This window comes from Actinomycetota bacterium, assembly GCA_013152275.1.
GTDB lineage: Bacteria > Actinomycetota > Acidimicrobiia > Spongiisociales > UBA4744 > BMS3Bbin01.
The window spans coordinates 1-22,310 of record JAADGS010000098.1; the positions used below are offsets into that span (position 1 = coordinate 1).

20 protein-coding genes and 1 pseudogene are annotated in these 22,310 nt (G+C 64.8%); 18 read left to right on the plus strand and 3 right to left on the minus strand.

What is annotated here, in order from left to right; translation table 11 throughout:
- Positions 1–232 precede the first annotated feature (232 nt).
- Both GXP34_14800 and GXP34_14805 read left to right on the plus strand, forming a co-directional pair.
- A complete protein-coding gene (locus GXP34_14800; GenBank protein NOY57233.1) occupies positions 233–640 on the plus strand; it encodes a DUF1232 domain-containing protein in 408 nt (135 codons plus the stop codon).
- Positions 640–1,248 carry a phosphatase PAP2 family protein gene (locus GXP34_14805; protein ID NOY57234.1) on the plus strand — a complete coding sequence of 203 codons (609 nt, stop codon included), beginning with the start codon at positions 640–642 and terminating at the stop codon, positions 1,246–1,248. Before GXP34_14800 ends, GXP34_14805 begins: the two co-directional genes overlap by 1 nt.
- Before the next feature lie 307 nt (positions 1,249–1,555).
- Here the strand turns inward: GXP34_14805 and GXP34_14810 are convergent.
- The 3 genes and pseudogenes from GXP34_14810 to GXP34_14820 all read right to left on the minus strand — a co-directional run bounded on the left by GXP34_14810 (position 1,556) and on the right by GXP34_14820 (position 5,020).
- Positions 1,556–3,035 (minus strand): annotated as a pseudogene (locus GXP34_14810) (CoA-acylating methylmalonate-semialdehyde dehydrogenase).
- Positions 3,036–3,050: 15 nt separating this feature from the next.
- Positions 3,051–4,025, minus strand: coding sequence for an alpha-ketoacid dehydrogenase subunit beta (locus GXP34_14815; GenBank protein NOY57235.1), 975 nt, complete (start codon positions 4,023–4,025; stop codon positions 3,051–3,053).
- The gene (locus GXP34_14820) at positions 4,013–5,020 is read right to left on the minus strand and encodes a thiamine pyrophosphate-dependent dehydrogenase E1 component subunit alpha (protein ID NOY57236.1); all 1,008 of its coding nucleotides are present in this window, start codon (positions 5,018–5,020) and stop codon (positions 4,013–4,015) included. The genes GXP34_14815 and GXP34_14820 overlap by 13 nt, the downstream gene beginning before the upstream one ends.
- Positions 5,021–5,515: 495 nt before the next feature.
- Between GXP34_14820 and GXP34_14825 the strand changes: the two genes are divergently transcribed.
- From GXP34_14825 to GXP34_14900, 16 genes are all read left to right on the plus strand, one after another.
- The gene (locus GXP34_14825; GenBank protein ID NOY57237.1) at positions 5,516–6,391 is read left to right on the plus strand and encodes a branched-chain amino acid ABC transporter permease; all 876 of its coding nucleotides are present in this window, start codon (positions 5,516–5,518) and stop codon (positions 6,389–6,391) included.
- Positions 6,392–6,398: 7 nt separating this feature from the next.
- On the plus strand, positions 6,399–7,427 hold the full coding sequence (locus GXP34_14830; GenBank protein ID NOY57238.1) for a branched-chain amino acid ABC transporter permease: 1,029 nt from the start codon (positions 6,399–6,401) through the stop codon (positions 7,425–7,427).
- A 69-nt stretch (positions 7,428–7,496) separates the two neighbouring features.
- The gene (locus tag GXP34_14835; GenBank protein NOY57239.1) at positions 7,497–8,906 is read left to right on the plus strand and encodes an ABC transporter substrate-binding protein; all 1,410 of its coding nucleotides are present in this window, start codon (positions 7,497–7,499) and stop codon (positions 8,904–8,906) included.
- Between the two features lie 95 nt (positions 8,907–9,001).
- A complete protein-coding gene (locus GXP34_14840; GenBank protein ID NOY57240.1) occupies positions 9,002–9,679 on the plus strand; it encodes an ATP-binding cassette domain-containing protein in 678 nt (225 codons plus the stop codon).
- On the plus strand, positions 9,672–10,409 hold the full coding sequence (locus tag GXP34_14845; GenBank protein ID NOY57241.1) for an ABC transporter ATP-binding protein: 738 nt from the start codon (positions 9,672–9,674) through the stop codon (positions 10,407–10,409). The genes GXP34_14840 and GXP34_14845 overlap by 8 nt, the downstream gene beginning before the upstream one ends.
- 2 nt (positions 10,410–10,411) lie before the next feature.
- Entirely contained in the window at positions 10,412–11,650 is a 1,239-nt protein-coding gene (locus tag GXP34_14850) for a UPF0261 family protein (protein ID NOY57242.1), read from the plus strand.
- A gap of 40 nt (positions 11,651–11,690) precedes the next feature.
- A complete protein-coding gene (locus GXP34_14855; protein NOY57243.1) occupies positions 11,691–12,512 on the plus strand; it encodes a phosphoenolpyruvate hydrolase family protein in 822 nt (273 codons plus the stop codon).
- 31 nt (positions 12,513–12,543) lie between these two features.
- Positions 12,544–14,331, plus strand: coding sequence for a PEP-utilizing protein (locus GXP34_14860; GenBank protein ID NOY57244.1), 1,788 nt, complete (start codon positions 12,544–12,546; stop codon positions 14,329–14,331).
- Complete coding sequence (locus GXP34_14865; protein ID NOY57245.1) at positions 14,328–15,038, plus strand: GntR family transcriptional regulator; 711 nt, start codon at positions 14,328–14,330, stop codon at positions 15,036–15,038. The genes GXP34_14860 and GXP34_14865 overlap by 4 nt, the downstream gene beginning before the upstream one ends.
- 225 nt (positions 15,039–15,263) lie before the next feature.
- Positions 15,264–16,142, plus strand: coding sequence for a hypothetical protein (locus GXP34_14870; GenBank protein ID NOY57246.1), 879 nt, complete (start codon positions 15,264–15,266; stop codon positions 16,140–16,142).
- Between the two features lie 72 nt (positions 16,143–16,214).
- On the plus strand, positions 16,215–17,078 hold the full coding sequence (locus tag GXP34_14875; protein NOY57247.1) for a xanthine dehydrogenase family protein subunit M: 864 nt from the start codon (positions 16,215–16,217) through the stop codon (positions 17,076–17,078).
- Positions 17,078–17,557, plus strand: a complete 480-nt coding sequence (locus tag GXP34_14880; protein NOY57248.1) for a (2Fe-2S)-binding protein — start codon at positions 17,078–17,080, stop codon at positions 17,555–17,557. The genes GXP34_14875 and GXP34_14880 overlap by 1 nt, the downstream gene beginning before the upstream one ends.
- Positions 17,494–19,797 (plus strand): xanthine dehydrogenase family protein molybdopterin-binding subunit, encoded by a 2,304-nt coding sequence (locus tag GXP34_14885; GenBank protein ID NOY57249.1) that lies wholly within the window; start codon positions 17,494–17,496, stop codon positions 19,795–19,797. The genes GXP34_14880 and GXP34_14885 overlap by 64 nt, the downstream gene beginning before the upstream one ends.
- On the plus strand, positions 19,794–20,684 hold the full coding sequence (locus GXP34_14890; GenBank protein ID NOY57250.1) for a cyclase family protein: 891 nt from the start codon (positions 19,794–19,796) through the stop codon (positions 20,682–20,684). The genes GXP34_14885 and GXP34_14890 overlap by 4 nt, the downstream gene beginning before the upstream one ends.
- A gap of 13 nt (positions 20,685–20,697) precedes the next feature.
- Positions 20,698–21,741 (plus strand): alcohol dehydrogenase catalytic domain-containing protein, encoded by a 1,044-nt coding sequence (locus tag GXP34_14895; protein ID NOY57251.1) that lies wholly within the window; start codon positions 20,698–20,700, stop codon positions 21,739–21,741.
- 21 nt (positions 21,742–21,762) lie between these two features.
- Positions 21,763–22,245, plus strand: coding sequence for a hypothetical protein (locus GXP34_14900; protein NOY57252.1), 483 nt, complete (start codon positions 21,763–21,765; stop codon positions 22,243–22,245).
- Positions 22,246–22,310: the final 65 nt, after the last annotated feature.

Here is a 22,310-nt window from a genome sequence, read left to right on the forward strand (position 1 = left end):
TAGGTGATGTTGATTCCTATCTCGTCGTAGAGGGAGCCTCAACGACGAGAAAGGAGCAACCATCCGCAGACGACGAGCAGTCGGCATGAAACAAGCACACCAGAACCGAATCGACTACGACACAGACAACCCGCCCAAGACCCGACCATGAATGCGGTTGGGAATCAGGCGACTTCTATCAAAGAGTCAGATACACCTCAGGGTGGCTCCAGTTACCATCCGAAGGCAGATGTTGTTGCGCTGGGTCCTTGTCGCTGCCGGTGTGCTTGCCGCCTCATGGGTGGTGATGATCGCGCTCGCACGCCGGCTCCCAGCCGGGCCGGCCAAGGATCTCGCCACTGTCCTTCCGGCCTGTGTGACCACCGCACGCCGCCTCCGTAACGATTCACGAGTGCCGACACGAGTGAAGGCCGCGGTCGCCTTCGCCGGACTGTGGGTGCTATCACCGATCGATCTGATCCCGGAGTTCCTGCCGGTGATCGGACCACTCGATGACATCGTCGTGGTCGCGCTCGTGTTGCGCTACACGGCCCGACGGATCCCACCACAAGCACTCCTCGACGCGTGGCCCGCGGAACGACGAATCCTCGAACGACTCGCCCCCTCGATCGCAACATTTACAGAAGCGGGTTTTCACTAGTGGATGGCACGCTGTTCCTCTGGATCAACCGACTCGCCGACCGCACCGGTTGGGCGCATGGATTCTTCACCGGCTACGCGAGATATGGGATCGTGCTGTTTGTCGTCCTGCTGGTGGTCGCGTACCTTGACGCCCGGCACCACAACGACCTTCGAGCACTTGCCGGCAGCATCTGGGCCGGCGGTGCCGCTCTGGTCGCACTCGGTCTGGGACAGGTTATCGGCAGTGCGATCGATCGTGCCCGACCATACGACGCGATGGCCGGTGTCCATCTTCTCGTCGGCAAGACAACCGACTTCTCGTTCCCGAGCGACCATGCCACCGCGGTCGGGGCCGTCGCGATGGGATTGCTCCTCGCGAACCGGCGCTGGGGTATCGTCGCCGGCATCGCTGCCGTCCTCATGGCCTTCGCACGCGTCTACGTCGGCGCTCACTACCCGGGTGATGTCCTCGCCGGGCTCGCGCTCGGCGCTTTCGTCGCAGCCGCCGGAAACGTCGCCGTCATGCCTCTGTTGAATCGGCTCGTTGAGCGACTCGGCCGCACACCCCTTCGGCCCCTGCTGACCAATGCTGCTGCGGGAACCAGTCCCCAAAACGATGCCGGATGAGCCTGGGATTGTCAGACGCTCCCTTGTCAGGCGGTGGTTCCCGAATCCGGCCATGTAGGCGGCGTGAGGTCACGCTGCCACGGAGTACGACCCGGCGGTCCGTCGCCCAGATGATTGCCGGGTCTCTCCGGCTCTCGACGCCCCTGGCTGCGTCCTCGGTCCTTGAAGCACAGCAGAGGGTGCACCTTCGGTCCGTGCCCTTGCCAGATGACGCCGAGTCCGCGCAGACACCCTGACACTGATTGAGCGACACACCGCCGGCGAGTGGCGCCGGCCGTGTAGTAAACGCAGGTATCGCTCCTCCGACCTACCGGTGCTGAGGGAATCCCAGATCGACACCCCGATGGATCGGATCGGGCCAACGGCTGATCAGCACCTTCGGGCGCGTGTTCGGGACCGTAGATCGAGTGGTCTCCGAACAGGGACTGTTTCCAGCCGCCGAACGAATAGAACGCGAGAGGAACCGGGATCGGCACGTTGATGCCCACCATCCCGACGAGCACCTCATGCTGGAACTTGCGGGCCGCTCCACCGTCGTTGGTGAACAGCGCCGTGCCGTTGCCCCACTGGTTCTCGTTGACCATCCGGATGGCGTCCTCGAAGCTCTCGGTGTGCACCACGCCGAGTACCGGACCGAAGATCTCGTCGCGGTAGATGGTCATGTCGGTGGTGACGTTGTCGAACAGGGTGGGCCCGAAGAAGTAGCCGCCTTCGCAGCCCTTCAGGCGGAGGCCGCGACCGTCGACGATCAGGTCCGCTCCTTCTTCGACGCCCGTGTCGACGTACCCGGCAACCCGGTCACGATGCTCTCTCGTGATCAGGGGACCGAGCTCCGAGCCGGCATCGAGTCCGGGACCGATCACGAGTCGGGCGATTCTCTCCTCGATCTTCGGAAGGAGCCTTTCGGCGGCATCTCCGACCGTCACGATGACCGAGATCGCCATGCACCGTTCGCCGGCAGAGCCGTAGCCGGCCGACACGGCGGAGTCCGCCGCCAGGTCCATGTCGGCATCGGGCAGCACGATCATGTGGTTCTTGGCGCCGGCGAGCGCCTGGACCCGCTTGCCTGCGCGCGTGGCGGTTTCGTAGATGTGGCGGGCGACAGGTGTCGAACCCACGAAGCTGATGGCTGCGATGTCGGGATGTTCGAGCAATCGGTCCACCGCCACCTTGTCGCCCTGCACCACGTTGAACACGCCGGCGGGTAGGCCGGCGGCCGCGAACCATTCGGCGGCGAGCATCGACGCGGAGGGATCCTTCTCCGACGGCTTGAGCACGAACGTGTTCCCGGTGGCGATGGCGATGGGGAACATCCACATCGGAACCATCGCAGGGAAGTTGAACGGAGTGATCCCTGCAACGACGCCGAGCGGCTGGCGCACGGTCCACGTGTCGACGCCCGTCGACACGTTCTCCGAATACTCGCTCTTCAACAGGTGAGCGATGTTGCAGGCGAACTCGACCACTTCGAGACCACGGTTGATCTCACCGAGGGCATCGGGCAGCGTCTTGCCGTGCTCGAGGGTCACGGCGCGCGCCATGTCCTGCTTGTGCCGGCTCACCAGCTCCCGGTACGCGAACAGGATCTGCTGGCGCCTGGAGAGCGAGGTCTCGCGCCAGCCCGGATAGGCCCGCGCCGCACCGGCGACCGCCCGGTCGACCTCCTCGACGGTCGCGAAGGCAACCTGCGCCGATTGCTCGCCGGTCGCGGGGTCGTAGATCGCTCCGTGGCGGCCTGACGCGCTCTCATAGGGCCGGTTGTCGATCCAATGGGTGATTGTGTTCACATGCCACTCCTGCAGTTAGGTGATGGCCGTCCGCACCGTGTCGACGATGCGATCGACCGACGGTATCGCGAGATCCTCCAGGCAGTCGGTTGCCGGCAGGGGGATGTGCGGTGTGGTGATCCTGACGATCGGCCCGTCGAGGTCCCAGAAGATCTCTTCCGCAACGATCGACACGACTTCGGCGCCCCAGCCGACCAGCCGAGGGTTTTCCTCGACGGTCACCAAACGCGACGTCTTGGCGACCGAGCCGAGGACCGTTGCGGTGTCGAGGGGCACCAGGGAGCGCAGGTCGATCACCTCCGCGGAGATCTGCTCCTTCGCCAGCAGGTCGGCCGCTGCGACCGCCTTGGGGACCATGGCGGCGAGCGCGACGATGGTCACGTCCGAGCCCGAGCGAAGAATCCGTGCGGTCCCGAGCGTGTCGACCAGCTCCCCGTCGGGGACTTCTCCCTTGGTCGCGAACAGCGCCTTGTGTTCGAAGAACACCACAGGATCGGGGTCGCGGATCGCAGCGGCGAGCAGCCCGATGACATCGGCCGGATTCGACGGGGCCACGACCTTGAGTCCTGGGACCGCCATCGCCCAGTTCTCCAGGCTCTGGGAGTGCTGACCGCCGAATCGGGCGCCGCCTCCGTTGGCGGTGCGGATGACGAGCGGAAGGGACACCTGTCCTCCGCTCATGTATCGGGTCTTGGCGATCTGGTTGGCGACGATGTCCCAGCACGTCGCCAGGAAGTCGCTGAACATCAGCTCGCCGATCGGTCGGAGCCCGTTCATGGCGGCGCCCATGATCATGCCGGTGATCGCTTCCTCGGAGATCGGGGTATCCCGTACGCGTTCCGGCCCGAAACGATCGAACAGGCCGGCGGTGGTCTTGAACACGCCACCCGCCTTGGCGACATCCTCGCCGATGAGCACAACGGAAGAGTCTCGCTCCATTTCCTGTGCGAGGCCCCGTGCGACGGCGTCTCGATAGCTCAGTTCCGCCATGAGGAACCTCCATCTGCCCAGAGATCGGTGAGAAGTACATCGGGGGAGGGGACCGGCGTTCGTTTGGCGAGCTCGGTCGCTTCGTCGACTTCGATGGTGGCCGCCTCCTCGATTCGATCGAGCCGGCCGCCGGCGATTCCGCGCTTCTCGAGAAGCGCGCGATAGGTGACGATCGGGTCCTTGGCCTTCCACGCACGGACCTCTTCCTCCGGCCGGTACTTGCCGGGGTCGGCACGAGAGTGGCCTCCGTGCCGGTACGTCTTGGCCTCGATGAGCGCCGGGCCTTCACCACGCCGGGCTCGGGCGATCGCTGCGACCGCCGTGGCGAAGACCGCTTCGACATCGTTGCCGTCCACGATCGTGCCTTCCAGACCGTACGCGGGGGCACGGTCTGCAGCCGGGTTCGGCACCGCAGTGACATCGGCGATCGGCGTGTACTCCATGTAGAGGTTGTTCTCGCAGACGAACACGACGGGCAGCTTCCAGACCGAAGCGATGTTGAGCGCCTCGTGGAACGCACCGATGTTGGTCGTCCCGTCACCGAAGAAACACACCGAGACCTGCGAGGTGCCGCGCACCTTGGCCGCCCATGCGGCCCCGGCGGCGATCGGGAGGTGGGCGCCGACGATTGCATAGGAGCCCATGGCGCCGACGGACACATCGGTCAGGTGCATGGAACCCCCCTTCCCGCCGCAGATGCCGTTTGCCCGGCCGAGCAGTTCGCCCATGAGCGCACCCATCGGGGCGCCGCGCAGCAGCGTGTGGTTGTGGCCGCGGTACGTGCAATAGGTCATGTCGCCTGCCTGCATCGCCTGGGCGAACCCGGCGGCGACGGCCTCCTGCCCGAGGCCGAGGTGCGTGGTTCCCTTGACGAGGCCCTGCAGGAACAGGTCATAGGCCCGTTTCTCGAAATACCGGGCCCGAACCATGGCCGTGTAGAGGCTCATCTGGGTGGCCGTCTCGATGGTGACGGCATCGTTCGGAGGTGTGTCCATGTGTTCCTCTCAGAGAATGAAGACGATATCCGATGCGCGGTGCATGCCCGAGCACGCTAGTGGCTCGCCCGGCAACCGTTGCGACGTTCTGCCGGCCAGGAACGCCCTTTGCCGCGTTCTGCGCCTCGATGCACCTGCCGGAGCGCCTTCGTTGTGCGGGTCTTGCCATCGATACCGGATCGACTCGACGACTCGACTCGAACGAAAGGGCCGGGTCGATCCGTGTCGACGACGTGTTCCTGCCTCGGCATCGACACCCCGAGCGTCATCGCCCAAGGCACTGGTGCAGCAGACGGTGTGTCGGCTTCGCGCGCGCTGGATCAAGCCCGGCTCCGCTGTCGGGCACTCCCAGGAAACGGAAACCGGAAGGTTTCGGTTGACGGGGATGCAGGTGAGTCCGTATGCTCTCATTTAATCGATTATCGAAGATAGAGGATTCGATACCGAAATGCACGTAGGCCGCGAGACGCAGAGCCGACCCGCTCGGGAGGTGTCTTGGACAAGTTCCTGATCTCTTCCTTCAACGGCATCACGCTCGCCGCCCTTTACTTCATCGTGGCGAGCGGCTTCAGCCTCATCTTCGGTGTCATGCGCATCGTCAATCTGGCCCACGGTTCACTGTATCTCGCAGGCGCCTACCTGGGGTGGGAGGTTGGCGACGCCACCGGCAACTGGTGGTTGGGGCTCCTCGTCGGGGCGCTCGCAATGATGCTCCTGGGCATCATCCTGCAGGTGGGGATCTTCAGTTGGATGCAGGGTGAGGATCTTCGACAGGCGATGATCACCATCGGCATCTCGATCGTCATCGCCGACCAGATGCTCGCTCGCTACGGGGGATTCGCCTACCAGTTCCCCTATCCCGACTTCCTCAGAGGCGCCACGCTGATTCCCCTCCTCGGGATTCGCTATCCCACCTACCGGCTCTTCCTGGTCGTGATCGCCATCGTGCTGGGGGTGCTCCTGTGGCTTCTCCTGTCCAAAACCAAGCTCGGCATGACGATTCGAGCGGGCATCGACGATCGGGACATGCTCTCGGCCCTCGGTGTGAACGTCGCCCGGGTGTTCGTCGTCGTGTTCGCCCTCGGAGCATTCCTGGCGGGCTTCGCCGGAGTGATCGGGGGGACGGCGTTCTCCATCATCCCCGGAGAAGATGCCCGGTTCCTCGTGGCGTCGCTCGTCGTGGTCATCGTCGGTGGCATGGGCAGCCTCGGTGGCGCGGCAATCGGCGCCCTCCTCGTCGGCATGGCCAGCCAGTACAGCCTGGCCTACGTGTCCACCTACGCGCCCCTGGTCACGTTTGCGCTGATGACCGTCGTCCTGGCCCTTCGGCCGCGGGGTCTGTTCGGTCGGGAAGCGCGAGAGGGGACCTAGCAGGATCATGGATCGAATCGTTGCCGAGTTGAAGGACTGGAGGGTCGCCGTCGGGGTGGTCCTGGCAGTGTTTCTGGTCCTGCTTCCGATGCTCGTGTCCGAGTTCTGGGTGACCGAGATCGCCAGCAAGTCGCTCTGGATGGGCATCATCGCGCTGAGTCTGATCTTCCTCGTCAAGTTCGGCGGGATGATCTCGTTCGCCCAACTGGCGACTGCAGGACTCGCCGGGTACGCGGTCGCGTACGTCAGTTACCACGAGACGGGGAGCTGGCTGCTCGGCGTCGTCCTCGGAATCCTGGTAGCGACGCTCGGCGGGGCCCTCTTCGGACTCATCTCCGTACGCACCGAGGGGATCTATCTGCTGATGATCACCCTCGCGCTCGGGATGCTGGTGTTCTTCTTCGCGAACCAGAACTGTGAGATCTTCAACTGCCATCGGGGCATCGGTCCCGTGCCGCCTCCCAAGATCGGGCCACTCGACCTGACGTCGGCGAATCCCTTCTACTACTTCTCGTTGGTCGTCGCGGCGTTCGTGTACGGACTCGTGCGCTATGTGGGCCGGGCGCCGTTCGGCCTGGCCCTACAGGGGATACGGGACAACCCTCGGCGGATGCGCTCCCTCGGGTACTGGGTGGGCCTGCACAAGGTGTTGGCGTTCGGTTTCGCCGGCTTCATCGCCGGCCTGGGCGGCATCCTGATGGTGTGGCACCGGGTCAACATGTCCCCGACGGTGGTCGACCTGACCCGCAACATCGACATCCTGATCGTTGCGGTCGTCGGAGGCATCGCGTATGCAGAGGGGGCATTCCTCGGCGCAGTCTTCTTCAACGTGGCAGATACCTTCACGGCGGAGTTCTTCACCCGTGAACGGTTCAACACGATCATCGGGCTGGTCTTCATCGCGCTGCTGATCCTCTCGCCCAACGGGCTGTTGGGGATCCCGGCCCGTGTTCGCCGGGCGCTGCGACGTGCCCCGCCCAAGGGGGTCGCCGTGCTTTCGGAGGGAGAGGAGACCGTGGAATCAGAGCATTCATGACCTCGAAGACATAACGGGACAACACCAAGGGAAGACCGTGACGGGACGACCCGAAGGAGGGAGACTCGGATGAGTGAGAACTGGAGAAGATCGTGGGCAGTGCTGGCCCTGTTCGTCGTGTTGGCGCTGATCGCCGCCGCCTGCGGCGGAGCCACCACCGCAACAACAACGACGGCCGCACCATCTGCGAACGCAACAACCACGAGTACCACGGCGGCTGCCACGCAGCAGAGTGGTGACGTCATCAAGCTGGGCGTGCTCGCCACGCTCGAAGGACCGTTCGTCGAACCCGGCAAGGACGGCATCCGGGGTGTCTACATGGCACTGGCCGAATTCGGTGGCGACAGTGAGGGCAAAGGCGCAGTCGTCGCCGGCCACCCGATCGAAGTGTATGTCGAGAGCACCGACGCCACGGCCGAAGTGGCTCGTGACAAGGCCCGCAAGTTGTTCGAAGAAGACAACGTGGACATCATCATCGGACCACTGTCCGGCGATGAGGGCATCAACCTGGCCCGCTATATGCAAGGTGTACCGGACAAGACGATGTTGAACGGTACGTCCGCAGCGCAGGACACGACGATGGATCCGGCCATCCGTTCGAAGCAGTTCTTCCGCTGGGGCACCGACGGTGTCCAGTGGCAGGCGGGCCTCGGCAGCTATGCCTACAACGAAAAGGGCTACCGCAAGATGGTGACCCTCGGCGAGGACTACTCGTTCCCCTACAGCCAGGTCGAAGGCTTCATGATCGAGTTCTGCCGAGAGGGTGGCACCGTGGCGAAGAAGCTGTGGACCCCGCTCGGTGAGACGGACTACAGCTCGATCATCGCCGAGATCCAGGGCATCTCCGATCTCGACGCCGTGTACGTCGCCCTGGGCGGCAACGACGCCATCAACTTCCTGACGCAGATGCTGGACTTCGGTCTGGATCTGCCTCTCGTCGGCGGTTCGATCACCGTCGACCAGTCGATCCTCGGAGCGAAGGCTCCCCGGATCCGGGAGGTCGTGATCGGCACGCCTGCGGCAGGTCCCATCGCCGACGATATCCAGGACCAGGTCTACGTGGACTGGGTCAAGGCGTATCAGGACCTCTGGGAGGAGGGCAAGGACTACCCGCTCACCGGGATTCGGTTCCCGCTGCCGTCGCTGTTCGCACATGGCTACTACGTGGATGCCAAGGCGGCCCTGCTGGCGCTCGAAAAGGTCGATGGTGACCTGTCGGGTGGGCAGGAGGCCTTCCGTGAGGCGCTCCGTGGCCTCAAGTACGAGTCCCCGACCGGCATGGTCAGCGTGGACAAGAACCAGAACGCGATCGCGAACGAGTACGTGACCGAGGTCACCGAACGTGCCGATGGCGTGCTGTACAACAAGCTGGTCAAGGTCGCCGAGCAGGTGAACCAGACACTTGGTGAGCCTGAGGACTTCTTCTTCCCGAACGGGACCTACCAGGGTCCATCTCGAGAATACCCAAGCTGTCCGTGACGGATAACGCGAGCCCAGAAGCGAACGTCCCCGCCCTGCACCTGCAGGGCGTGGGGCGTCGCTTCGGCGCGCTGCAGGCCGTACGAGATGTGACGATGGAGATCGCCGAAGGAGAGCGGCGTGCGATCCTCGGCCCGAACGGGGCAGGCAAGACGACGCTCTTCAACGTGATCGCAGGCGATTTCCTGCCCACGTCGGGCGACGTCTACTTCTTTGGTGCCAAGATCACCGATCTGCCGGCGCACAAGCGGACCCGGATGGGTCTGGCTCGCACGTACCAGACGTCGCTGCTCTTCGGCGGACTGACCGTTCGCGACAACATTTTCCTGGGTGTCCGGGGGGTCAAACCGAGACGGCTCAGCCTCCGGCGCCCGACCAAGAACGATCGTGACCACGCCGAGGTGGAGCGACTGGCCGAGTCGGTCGGGCTGACAGCCGTTCTCGACACAGGTGTCGACTCGCTGTCCCATGGGCAGCAGCGCCAGTTGGAGATCGCCATGGCATTGTCGTCGTCTCCCCGGTTGCTCCTGCTCGACGAGCCTGCGGCAGGGCTGTCTCCGAGTGAGCGCGCCGATCTGTTGGCCCTTCTGGGAGGGCTGCCTCGGACGATCACCGTGATTCTCATCGAGCACGACATGGATGTGGCCCTGCAGGCGGCCGACTGGGTGACGGTGATGCACAACGGGTCGATTTTTGCCGAGGGGGATCCGGACAAGATCCAAGACAACCAGGTCGTCCTGGACATCTACCTGGGGGCGCGCGGACATGAGTGAGGCACTGCTCGAAATCAAGTCGCTCAACGTCTACTACGGGCGCAGCCACGTGCTGCAAGATGTCGACCTGACGGTCGGAGACGAGCCGATCTCGCTGATCGGCCGAAACGGCATGGGAAAGACGACACTCTGCAACGCGATCATGGGACTCATTCCGGCGGCCTCGGGCAGTATCGTGTTCGATGGAGCCGAGTTGACCAACCGAAAAACCCACTGGATCGCCGGACAGGGCCTGGGATACGTGCCGCAGGGTCGGCGCCTGTTCCCCTCCCTCACGGTGGCGGAGCATCTGAGGCTCGTTCAGAGGAAGGGCAGTGCCAACGCGTGGGATCTCGATCGTGTGTACGAACTGTTCCCACCCCTGGCGGACCGCCGGGCGTTCGGCGCCTCGTTGCTCTCGGGCGGTGAGCAACAGATGCTGGCCATCGCGCGGGCGCTGTTGCTGCATCCCCGTCTGCTGGTGATGGACGAGCCGTCGGAAGGCCTCGCACCGGTCATCGTCGATCAGCTCGTCGAGATTCTGCAAGGGTTGAAGGAGCACGGAATCGGGTTGCTGCTCATCGAGCAGAACCTGGGTGTCGCGACGAGCGTCTCGGACCGCCTTGCAGTGATGGTGGGTGGACGAATTGCACTCGAAACGACCTCCGAACGGATGCTCACGGATCGTGACGCGCAGCGCCAGTACCTGGGTGTCAGCCCGCACGGAGAAGAGCAGGAACACGAGGATTGACAATGGCAACAGTCGTATTGCTTGGAACGCTCGATACGAAGGCGACCGAATACGCCTTCTTGAAAGACAGGATCGCCGAAGCGAACTGTGATGTCGTCGTGATCAACGCAGGGGTGCTCGGCGACCCCGACTACCCGACCGACTACTCGCGTGCCGACGTGGCGGCCGCCGCCGGAGTGGGTCTCGATGATCTGGTGAATGCCGGCGACAGGGGAGCGGCGGTCGAGGCCATGGCGCGAGGTGCCGCCGTGATCGTCCAGGACCTGTACCGGCAAGGGCGCCTCGACGGGATTCTCGGCCTCGGGGGATCGGGCGGCTCATCGTTGATCAGCTACTCGATGCGCCTGCTTCCGATCGGTGTGCCGAAGCTGCTGGTCTCGACGATGGCATCGGGCGAGACCCGCCCGTACGTCGGCACGGCCGACATCGCCATGATGTACTCGGTGGTCGACATCGCGGGCATCAACGAGATCTCGGCGAGGATCCTGGGGAACGCGGCCGCGGGCATCGCAGGTATGGCGAAGGCCCACGAGGCCTATGTTCCTGCGGACACGGGGAAGCCGCTCGTCGGAGCGACCATGTTCGGGGTGACGACGCCGTCGGTCACCGTGGCCCGAGAATGGCTGGAGGATCACGGCTACGAGGTGCTCGTCTTCCACGCCACGGGGACCGGGGGACAGTCGATGGAAGCGCTCATGGAGAGCGGCTACATCACCGCATCCCTGGACATCACGACCACCGAACTCGTCGACGAGCTGGTCGGCGGTGTGCTCTCGGCCGGACCGGACCGGCTCGAGATGGCCGGTCGGCTCGGCATACCGCAAGTCGTCTCGCTCGGCGCGCTCGACATGGGCAACTTCGGACCGATCAACACGGTTCCGGACGAGTACAAGGACCGCAACCTCTACGTGCACAACCCCACGGTCACGTTGATGCGGACCACTCCCGAGGAGTGTGCACGGCTGGGCCGCACGATCGCCGCCAAGTTGAACCAGGCCAAAGGCCCCCTCACGGTGTTCATCCCGCTCAAGGGCGTGTCGGCGATCGCCACGGAGGGGGGCGTGTTCTACGACCCGGAGGCCGACGAGGCGCTGATCACCGAACTCGAGGCCCACCTCGACCCCTCGGTCGAGGTGATCGAGATGGACACCGATGTGAACGACCCGGAGTTCGCCACCGCCATGGCGCAACGCCTCGACGAGCACTATCGGGCCTGGGCGGCGTCACGCCCGCAAGCCTGACCACAACAGCTACAAGAGAGAGGGGAGGAGGACCATGACCATGACGGGACAAGAGGCGCTGGCGAAGTTGCGCAAGACGCTCGACGGCGGCGGCGTGATCATCGGAGCGGGAGCCGGTACCGGTATCTCGGCGAAGTGTGCCGAGGCCGGCGGGACGGATCTCATCATCATCTACAACTCCGGTCGGTATCGCATGGCGGGACGAGGCTCGCTCGCAGGGCTCATGCCCTACGGCGATGCGAATGCGATCGTGATCGACATGGCCAGCGAGGTGCTGCCGATCGTGAAGCACACACCGGTCCTGGCGGGGGTGTGTGGCACGGACCCGTTCCGGCTGATGGACAAGTTCCTCGACGAGGTGGAGGAGACGGGGTTCGCCGGTGTGCAGAACTTCCCGACGGTCGGCCTGATCGACGGGACGTTTCGCAAGAATCTCGAAGAGACCGGGATGGGCTACGGCCTCGAGGTCGAGATGATCCGTCTCGCCCACGAAAAGGGCCTGTTGACGACTCCGTACGTGTTCGACGAGGAGTCGGCCCAGGCGATGGCGGAGGCGGGGGCGGACGTCGTCGTGGCCCACATGGGGCTGACCACGAAGGGCTCGATAGGCGCCGAGACCGCCCTGACGATCGAGGGAGCGGCCGAACGTGTGCAACGCATACGTGATGCAGCGGTCGCGGTGAGAGACGACATTATCGTCTTGTGCCATGGAGGTCCCATCGCCGAGCCGGAGGATGCCGAGTACGTCCTTCGCAACACGAGCGGTGTCGCGGGGTTCTTCGGCGCATCCAGCATGGAGCGCCTGCCCACGGAGATCGCCATGACCGCAAACATGAAGAGGTTCAAGAGCATCAGTCGCTAGGAGGCCGGCGCCGATCGGCAAAGGAGACAACATGGCAGACGAGAGCAAGATCGTAAAACAGTTCCTTGGCGACGAGGACTTCCCGATCGATTGGGACAACGAGGGGGAGAAGGGTCTCTTCTGGGTCTACGACGACCTGCACTGCCCGCAGCCGTTGTCCCCGATGTACTTCGACATCGGAGGATGGTGGCTGACCTGCGACCACATGTTCCGCAGATTCGGCACACCCTTCGCTTCCGACTGGATCGCCAAGAACGTCAACGGGTATCTCTACACCGCCGCGGTACCGGCCGATCCGGACTTCAAGGTCGAAGCGATGGAATACGGCAACGTGTACTACCCGCGGGTTCCCAAGGACGATCCGGAATACGCTTCCAAGATCGGCGCCTATCTGGGTGCGGTCCTGCCGACATATGGACAGAATTTCGCCGATTGGTGGCGGGACCGGTTGGTGCCCGAGATGCGCAGGAACTTCGACTATCTGGAGGATCGCATCGATCGCTGGGAGGAGATCCCACTCATGGAGTGGGCGACCATCCTCGAAGATGCGATGGACATCCACGACCGTCACTGGAAGATCCACTGGATGCTGAACTTCGCTCAGCTCTCGGCCACGCTCAACCTTCAGGCCGTCATGGAGGAGGTACGGGGCGAGGCGGATCCGGTGCTCCTGGGCCGGTTGCAGAACTCCGCCGAGGACCGCAACTGGGACTCGATCGGGGCGTTGTGGAAGATGAAGGAGGAGATCAAGGGCGACGCCGAGTTGTCGGAGATGTTCGCCAAGGACACCGGGACGGAGGTGCTCGAAGCCCTCGAGGCATCCGAGCGGGGCCGCACGTTCATCGCAGAGCGGCTCAAGCCGTATCAGCGTGAGTTCGGTTGGCACGCCGTGTGGAGTCACGAGTTCATCTTCGCCACCCGGTTCGAGAGGGCCCAGCCGGTGCTCGAAGTCATCAAGGGCTATCTCGAGACCGACTACGACTACCCGTCCACGGTGAAGCACCTCGCGGAGGATATCGCCGCGGCCTCGGCCGAGATGCTCGAGGGTCTCGAAGGTGAGGCGCTCGAGAAGATGCGAGTGGCCAACGAGATCAACCTGAAGATGGCTCCGCTGACGCCGGACCATCATTTCTACATCGACCAGGGCAGCAACGCCCACGTGCGGCTGGTCCTGGTGTGCATCGGCCGGCATCTGGTGAAGATGGGGGTTCTCGACGAGCCGGACGACGTGATCTACCTGAAGTACAACGAGCTGCGGTACTTCATGGGCGATCCGGAGAACTTCGATGCGCGCGGCATCATTGCCAAGCGAAAGGCCGAGCGAGAGGCCGCCTACGCGGTCCGGCCGAAGGACTGGATCGGCACGGCGACCGAGTCCCAGCTCGAGTTCCCCTACCTGGGCCTCTGGGGATTCCCGGATCGGCTCTACATGGAGCAGCCGGAGGCCGAAGATCAGATCGCGGGTCTGGCCGCCTCGCCGGGTGTGTACCAGGGAACCGCCAAGGTTGTGCTCAGCGTCGACGAGTTCGACCTGGTCAACAAGGGCGACATCCTGGTGTGTCAGATGACCAACCCGGCCTGGGTGACGCTGTTCACCAAGATCAGTGGCCTGGTGACCGACGCGGGTGGTCTCACGTCACACCCGGCCGTGCTTGCCCGTGAGTTTGGAATCCCGGCAGTGATCGGGACCTCGGTGGCGACGGAAAAGATCAGAACGGGCGACCGCCTCCGGGTCAACGGTTCGACTGGCGTCGTGGAGATCCTCTCCGAGGGAGACAAGGAGGGAGACGTTATCGGGTCTGACCTATTCAGGACATGAGTGCTCCAACCGGGCATCATCCGGATCCTGTGGAGCGCAACGTACTGAGTGCGCAGGTGAAGGACCGGATCTTGCAGCAGATCCTCGAAGGTGAGCTGGCACCCGGGTCTCGTATCGTCGAGACCCGGATTGCCCGCGAGCTCGGAACGAGCCAGGCCCCGGTGCGCGAGGCGCTCCGGGACCTGGCGACGCTCGGCCTCGTGGACATGGAGCCCTATCGCGGGGCTCGTGTCCGGCGGCCGACGAAGGTCGAGCTCGTGGAAGCGATGGAGGTGCGCGCAGAGTTGGAGGCACTCGCCGCCAGACGGGCCGCCACCCGTGTCGACGACGGCGTGTTGGCGGATCTCCGAGCATTGATCGACGAGATGCAGCGCTTCGCAGACGTCGGGGACACGCATGCCCATGCGTTGAACAACACCGAATTCCACGCGACCGTGGTGCGAGCATCCGGCAACAGGACCCTGGAGCGGACATGGTCGATGCTGGAGCCGTACGCTCGCACCTACGTCACCGCCATGGCCCCCGGAACCGACCTGACATGGCTCACGCAGCGCCATGTCGGCATCGTCGAGGCGCTCGAAGCTCGAGATCCCGAGCGAGCAGCCGAGGCCATGCGGGTCCATGCCCGTGAGGCCCAGGAACTGATCCTGGCCATGGATGAATCGATGTTCGGCAAGAAGACCTCCGGCGCCGAGGGGGATGATTGAGCCCGACGAGTGGAGACAACCGACGCCGCCTGCACGAGCCGAGCGCACGCCGAGCGGCCTTGGCCTCCTGAGCGTTCACACCGCCCTGTCGATGCGCGGTGTCGCACCACCGGGAGCCTCGGGGCCGGAGCCGGCCGACCGGTCTCGGTCCAGTGCTCACAACAGTCTGAGAAGAAGAGAAACGATGCGGTCATCACCGATGCGCCGCGAGTAGGGAGCAGAATCATGTTGCAACTGTCTGAGGAGATGTCCGCCGGGGATGCACGCCTGCGGGTGGATGTCTACGGATCCCACCCCATCGACCATGTGCTGGAGGACATGAGCTTCCTCAACTACCGGTTGGCCGATGTGCGCCTCGAGCCCGAGGTCACGCTGAGCGCTCCGGGCATCGTCTGGAACCAGGAAGGCGCCAAGGCGATCTCGTACGACGGCAACGTCATGACCTTCGACGGCGACTGGGCCGAGGGGCCACTCCAGAAGGTCATCGTGACCATGCTGGCGTTGCGGATGGAAGCCGTCGGCCTGCACCCGTTTCACGCTTCCGCGGTGCGGTATCGTGACAAGACGATCGTCTTCCTGGGCGGTGAGTCGAACCACGGCAAGAGCATGGGTCAGATCGAGGCGTGCAGGCGCGGCGGGCGGCTCGTGTCCACGGAGACGACCGTGATCGACGAGTCCGGACGAGCGGTCATGGGATCCAAGGACGTGTTTCTGAAGAAGCGGGCCAAGGGAACCGAACGAGCGGACAAGGCCGCACCCAATCAGGGAGTGACCAAGTTCTTCGGCGAGATGCCCACGTGGGAGACCTATGAGGAGCCGAGCAAGGTCGACGTCGTGATCGTACCGGCGATCGACGGCAACTTCGCACCCAGCATGGTGGAGATGATTCCCTTCGAGGCGCAGTTTCAGACGCTGCACTCGTTGCAGAACTACTTCCTGCTGAACGAGCTGCTCGCTCCCGGATGGCCGATGCCCATCGTCGACACCGAAGCTCTCCGCAAGAAGCGTGCCGGCTTCGTGCAGTCGTTCTGCGATCTCCCGTACTTCTTCATCCGCGCCGCCACACCCCAGGTGCTGATGGACGAGGTCGACAAGGTGATCTGAGAGGAGTTCGATGGAGGTGGGTGCAGGCAACCCGGCGTCGGATCGGTCGGTCGTGCGAAGAGGCGAAACGCCATGATGCAGGCCTTCGGATACGCGCGGCCGCACAGCCTGTCGGAGACTCTGAGCCTGCTGAGCGAACACGGCTCGCAGGCCCGCGTCCTCGCCGGCGGAACCGACCTGATCGTCGGTATGCGGTCCGGGAAACTGTCGGCGCGCATGGTCATCGATCTCAAGCGGGTCGGTGAGCTGCAGCCGGCGATCACCGAGCAGGATGGTGCCGTGCGGATCGGCGCAACGGTCGTGCTCACCGACGTGATCGAAGACGAACGCGTCAAGGATGCCTTCCCCGCCTTGATCGAGGCGGTGTCGGTGGTCGGATCGGTCCAGATTCGCAACCGAGCGACACTTGCCGGGAACATCTGCAACGCATCGCCCGGCGCGGACACGGTCCCCGCCCTGATGATCTACGACGCGGTCGTGAACGTGGTGAGCGAGTCGGGTGAGCGTCGGGTCCCACTCGTCCGGTTCTTCGTCGGGCCGGGGCAGACGGTGCTCGGCCCGGGCGAGATCGTCACGTCGATCGATCTGCCGATTCCCGACCGGCCCGTCGGGGCCGCATTCGAGCGGATCGCCCGCCGGAGGGGGATGGACCTGTCCGCAGTCAATGTCGGCTGTCTGGTCGCAGGAGATGGCGTCACCCGTTTCGCCTACGGCGCCGTCGGCCCGACGGCCTTCGCCGTCGAGGATCGGAGCGGCCGTCTGGCAGACCCCGACTTGGGCGAGGAAGAGAAGGAGCACCTCTTGAGCGATCTCGCTGCGCAGGCCCGTCCCATATCCGACCTGCGGGCAAGCCGCGAGTACCGCCAGGCGATGCTGCCGGTGCTCAGCAAACGGGCACTTGCGGCCGCTCTTGGACGGCTGACGGGATGGTTGTGATGCAGACAGGGACCATTCCGATCTCCTTCACCGTCAATGGCAGGCGATGCTCGCTGGAGGTGGCGCCCCACCACACGCTCCTGGATGTCCTTCGTGACCAGTTGGAGCTCACCGGCACGAAAGAGTGCTGTACGGAAGGCGAGTGTGGCGCCTGCACGGTGCTCGTCGACGGTCGTTCGGTCAACTCCTGCCTCATGCTGGCCGCAGAAGCGCACGGAGCCGAGATCATGACGGTCGAGGGTCTCGCAACCGACGGCCGGCTCGCTCCGCTGCAGGAGGCGTTCCTCGACGAGGGTGCCCCGCAGTGTGGATTCTGCATTCCCGGCCAGTTGATGTCGGCCCACGCCCTGCTGAACCAGAATCCTCACCCCGTCCTCGAGGATGTCCGCGAGGCCCTGGCGGGCAACCTCTGTCGATGCGCGGGATACGTGCAGATCACCAAGGCGGTGCTCGCCGCCGCCGAAAAGGGGGACCGATGAGCGCCAACGTCATCGGAAGCTCGCCTCGCAGGGTCGGTGGGATCGGGCGTGTCACCGGCGCCCAGGAGTACGTGGCCGACATCCGTCTGGCCGACGTGCTCCACGTCAAGCTCGTGCGCCTCGACTGTGCACGAGCCCGGCTTCTCTCGATCGACGGTACCGCCGCGATGCGCGTTCGCGGGGTCCGTCTCGTGCTCACCGCCGCCGACCTGCCACAGCCGGTTCCCCGCTTCGGCCCCAAGTTCAGGGACCGGCCGATCCTCGCCGTCGCTGAGACCAAATACCATGGCGAGCCGGTGGCGGCGGTAGCCGCCGAGACGCGAGACGCGGCCGAGGAGGCGGCGCGCCTCGTCCACGTGGACTATGAGGTGCTCGACGGCGGTGTCTTCAGTGTGGCCGGGGCGCTCGATCCGACATCACCACTCGTTCAGGATCCCGCGATTCGTCCGAACGACCCGCTCGCCGACACGAACACCCTACGCGAACACGATTTCGGCTGGGGCGATGTCGATGCGACGCCGGCGGATCTCGTCGTCGAGAACACCTACTCGTTCCCGATGGTCACCCACTTCACGATCGAGCCGCACGGCTTCATGGCGGCTCCCGACGGCGACGGGATCACCGTGTGGAGTTCCATCCAGCACCCGTACCTGCTGCAGAAGACCATCGCCGAGCTCTTGGATCTGCCTTTGGCCAAGGTGCGCGTCTTCGCTCCCGACCCCGGTGGAGGTTTCGGAGGCAAGCAGATCCCCAAGTATGAGCCTTTGCTCGCGTTCATGGCGCTGCGCACCGGGCGCCCGGTGCGGCTGATCCTGACACTGGCCGAGACCTTCCAGGCGGTTCGACGGGCTGCGACGGAGGTCCGGTTTCGCACCGGCTTCCTGTCGGACGGCACGATGGCGTTCCAGGACGTGGAGGCCAACTTCCTGATCGGGGCGTACGTCGACATCGCAGACCGTGTCGTCGGGAAGGCGAGCTACCTCGCCTGCGGCCCGTACCGTGTTCCGGCAGTGCGCATCAAGGCACGAACACTCCTGTCGCACACGACGCCGAGCACCGCCTTCCGCGGGTTCGGCATTCCACAGATCACCTGGGCCAGGGAGTCCATCATCGATGAAGGGGCCCGTGCGCTCGGAATCGACAGGGTGGAGATTCGCCTGCGCAACCTCGCCCGTCACGGTGAGAGGTTCATTCCCGGCGACACTCCGGCCGACGGCGACTGGTCCCAGACCGTCCGAAAGGCTGCCGAGCTGATCGAGTGGGGGACCCCTCTCGTGCCCAAACGTGGCCGCGGACTCGCCCTTGGCCTCAAATCCGGGCCAACGACGGGCCTCTCCTACTCGACGGTGCGGTTCCTGGCAGACGGGAGCGCCCTCGTCCTCAGCGGCACGTCCGACATGGGTCAGGGTGCACGCACGGTCTTCGCGCAGATCGTCTCCGAGGAACTCGGGATACCGCTCGAGCGGATCTCGGTCATCATGGGCGACACCGGGGTGATCCCCTACGATCAGCAGACGTCCGCAAGCCGTTCATCGGTCCTCATGGGCACGGCCGTTCTGCGCGCCTGCCGGGACATCCAGGCAAAGCTGTGCGCCATGGCGTCACGTCTCTACGAGGTCGAGGAGTCCGAGATCGTCGTCGAGCGCGGTGTCGTTCGCCTTCCCGGTCGTGATCTCCCGGCGGTGGATGTGCTCCAGTCCGGCCTCGGTCGCCTGGGCGGGGAGATCGTCGGGAACGGGGAGATGCGCAAAGATGTCGAACCCGACCATCCCCTCGGTGGTAGTGCCGCTTTCTTCGAGTTCAACTGCACGGCGTTCGAGGCCGAGGTCGATGAGGAGACGGGCGAGATCCTCATCGTGCGCCATGTCACCGTGAGCGACGTCGGCCGAGCCCTCAACCCGCTCCAGGTCGAGGGACAGGACGACGGCGCGGCCATCATGGGTCTGGGCCACACGCTCATGGAACACATCGTTCTCGACGAGTCCGGCCGGATTCAGAATCTCGGCGCACTCGACTACCAGATCCCGACGAGCAAGGACCTTCCCCTCAAACTCACCGGCGAGACGGTCGAGAACGCCGACGGTCCGGGACCGTACGGCATCAAGGGGATCAGCGAAGGGGCCCTTCTGGCGGTGTCACCGGCCGTGGCGTCCGCGGTGACCGACGCCACGGGCGTGGTCATTCGCGATCTGCCGCTGACACCCGAGCGGGTGTGGCGGGCACTCGAGGAGAGGAGATGACGGTGCACGAAGAAGTCGGACCGATCGCCAACATGCCTGCCGCCGAGATCGTCGAGGCGGCTCGACTCGTGAAGCAAGGTCGGCGTTTCTCGCTGGCGACCCCACGATTCCCGGGCATGCCTCTCTTCCCGGGCCATCCACCGTTTCAGGTCCTCAACTACCGCACCCCACCGGGGATTCGTGCCGAGGGTGCTCAACCGTGGGGACCTCCGAACGACGTGGGTCTCGGCTACATGGCCGAATATGTGATGGCCACGTCCCACTCGGGTGCGCATGTCGATGCTCTCGCGCATATGACCATCGGTGAGGACGACCACTGGTACGGCGGCGGAAACACCGCCGAGCATCTGACCGACACGGGCCCATCGGTCGGCGACGCCGAGAAGCTCCCACCGTTCTTCACGCGGGGAGTGCTGCTCGATGCCGCCGGGTATCGCGGCGTCCAGGCGTTGCCCGCGGGCTCGCCGATCGGTGCAGACGAGCTCGAGGCCATCGCCGCCCGTGAGGGGGTCGAGGTTCGCCCGTGGGACACCGTCCTGATCCGTACCGGCTACCTGGCTTTCTGGCCGGACCGAGAGAAGATGGCCGAGCACAGGACCGCCGGACCCGATCTCTCCGCCGGCGAATGGCTGCTCGAACGCGGCGTGGTCGCGACAGGAACCGACACGGAGACCTATGAGGTCCAACCGGCACCCGACCGGGGGACGCCGGCCAACCCGCAGCCGGTCCACACCCGGCTGCTGATCGAGGCCGGCATCTACCTGATGGAGAGCGTGTATCTGGAGGAGCTCGCCACGGAGGGGATCCACGAGTTCCTCTTCGTCGCTCTGCCAGTCAAGATTCGTGGTGCAACCGGGTCGATGATCGACCCGCTTGCCGTTATCTAGAAAAGAGGTGGGAATGAAAGCGCTGGTCGTTACCGAACCGAACCGGTTCTCCGTCGAAGAGGTCGAGCAACCCGAGCCGGGGCCCTTCGAGCTGCTTTGCCGGGTTCGCGCGGTGACCATCTGCGGCACGGACGCGCACCTGCTGCGTGGCGACTATCCGGGGTTCTGGCCTCCCTCGTATCCGTTCATACCGGGTCACGAGTGGTCGGGCGAGGTCGTGGAGGTAGGACCTGGAGCCGAGCTTCTCGGTTGGAGCGTCGGCGACAGGGTCGCGGGAACGTCTCATGACGCGTGCGGTTTCTGTCAGAAATGCGTCGAAGGCCGCTACAACCTGTGTGAGAACTACGGGAACACCCGTCTGCACCGCCAATACGGCCACAACTGGCAGGGTTCCTTCGCCGAGTACGTGGTGCACGGTGTGAAGAGCGTGTTTCACCTTCCCGATGCGCTGACGTTCAGCGAAGGCGCCACCCTGGATCCGGCATCGATCGCTCTACACACGGCGAATCGGGGCGGGAATCGTCCCGGAGACACCGTCGTGGTGATCGGCCCCGGTCCGGTGGGCCTGCTGGCCGCGGATGCGGCGAGAGCGAGGGGTGCGGGCCGCGTCATCGTCGCCGGCCGGGGCGGCCGGCTCGCCAAAGCCGCCGATCTCGGCAACGAGACCGTCGACGTCGAATCCGAAGACCCGGTTCGCGCGATCAGGAACATGACCGATGGTCTGGGCGCGGATGTCATCCTCGAGTGTGCGGGAGTTCCCCAGACGTTGCAGTGGAGTCTCGCCATGGCGCGAAAAGGTGGTCGGATCGCGGTGGTGGGCATCCCGGTCGCGGGGGTCGAGCTCGCCCTCCAGGACCTCGTGCTGTATGAATACGAACTCGTCGGCGTGCGTGCCTCGGCAGGGGAGATGCGCCACGTGATTCCGCTCGTCGTCGACGGGCGCATCAGGGTGCGAGAGTTGATCACCCACCACTTTGCCCTCGACGACTTCGCCACGGCTCTGCAGACCTTCAATGAGCGTCGCGATGGCGCTCTCAAGGTCATCGTGGAACCGTAGACACCGATCGGGGGATGTGAGTTGAGCAAGGTGTTCGTGTTTGCCTGCACAGGGAACATCGGCAGATCGCCGCTCGCCGCGGCCATGGCCCGGCGGCGTCTCGCCGAGGCGTTGGGGGTCTCCGAGACCGAATTGGCGGACCGTGGGGTCGAGGTGACCTCGGTGGGTACGCACGCTCCACCGCGTCTTCGCGCGGCACGCTTCGCCGTCACCGCCGGTGACGAGGTGGGTGTCGACCTGCGAAAGCACCGCTCCAGGCGGATGAACCGCAAGCTCGCCGAGACGGTGACCCGTGTGTACTGCATGGAACAGGGCCAGATCGAGCGTCTGGTGGCGAAATACCCTGTGTTGGAGGGCAAGGTGGAGATGCTCCGACCCGATGGGGAGCCGGTGCTCGATCCGCGAGGCAAGGACCTCGAGTTCCACCGGGAGGTTCGCGACCGTATCGGTGAGGCGCTCAGCCGGCGCATTCCGGAACTCGTGGCCCTCGTCGACAAAGAGTGACGCCCCCTCTTTCCTTCCCCCTCAGGGGGAAGTGGGCTCGGCGAGGGACGAGCCGAGGTCGATGG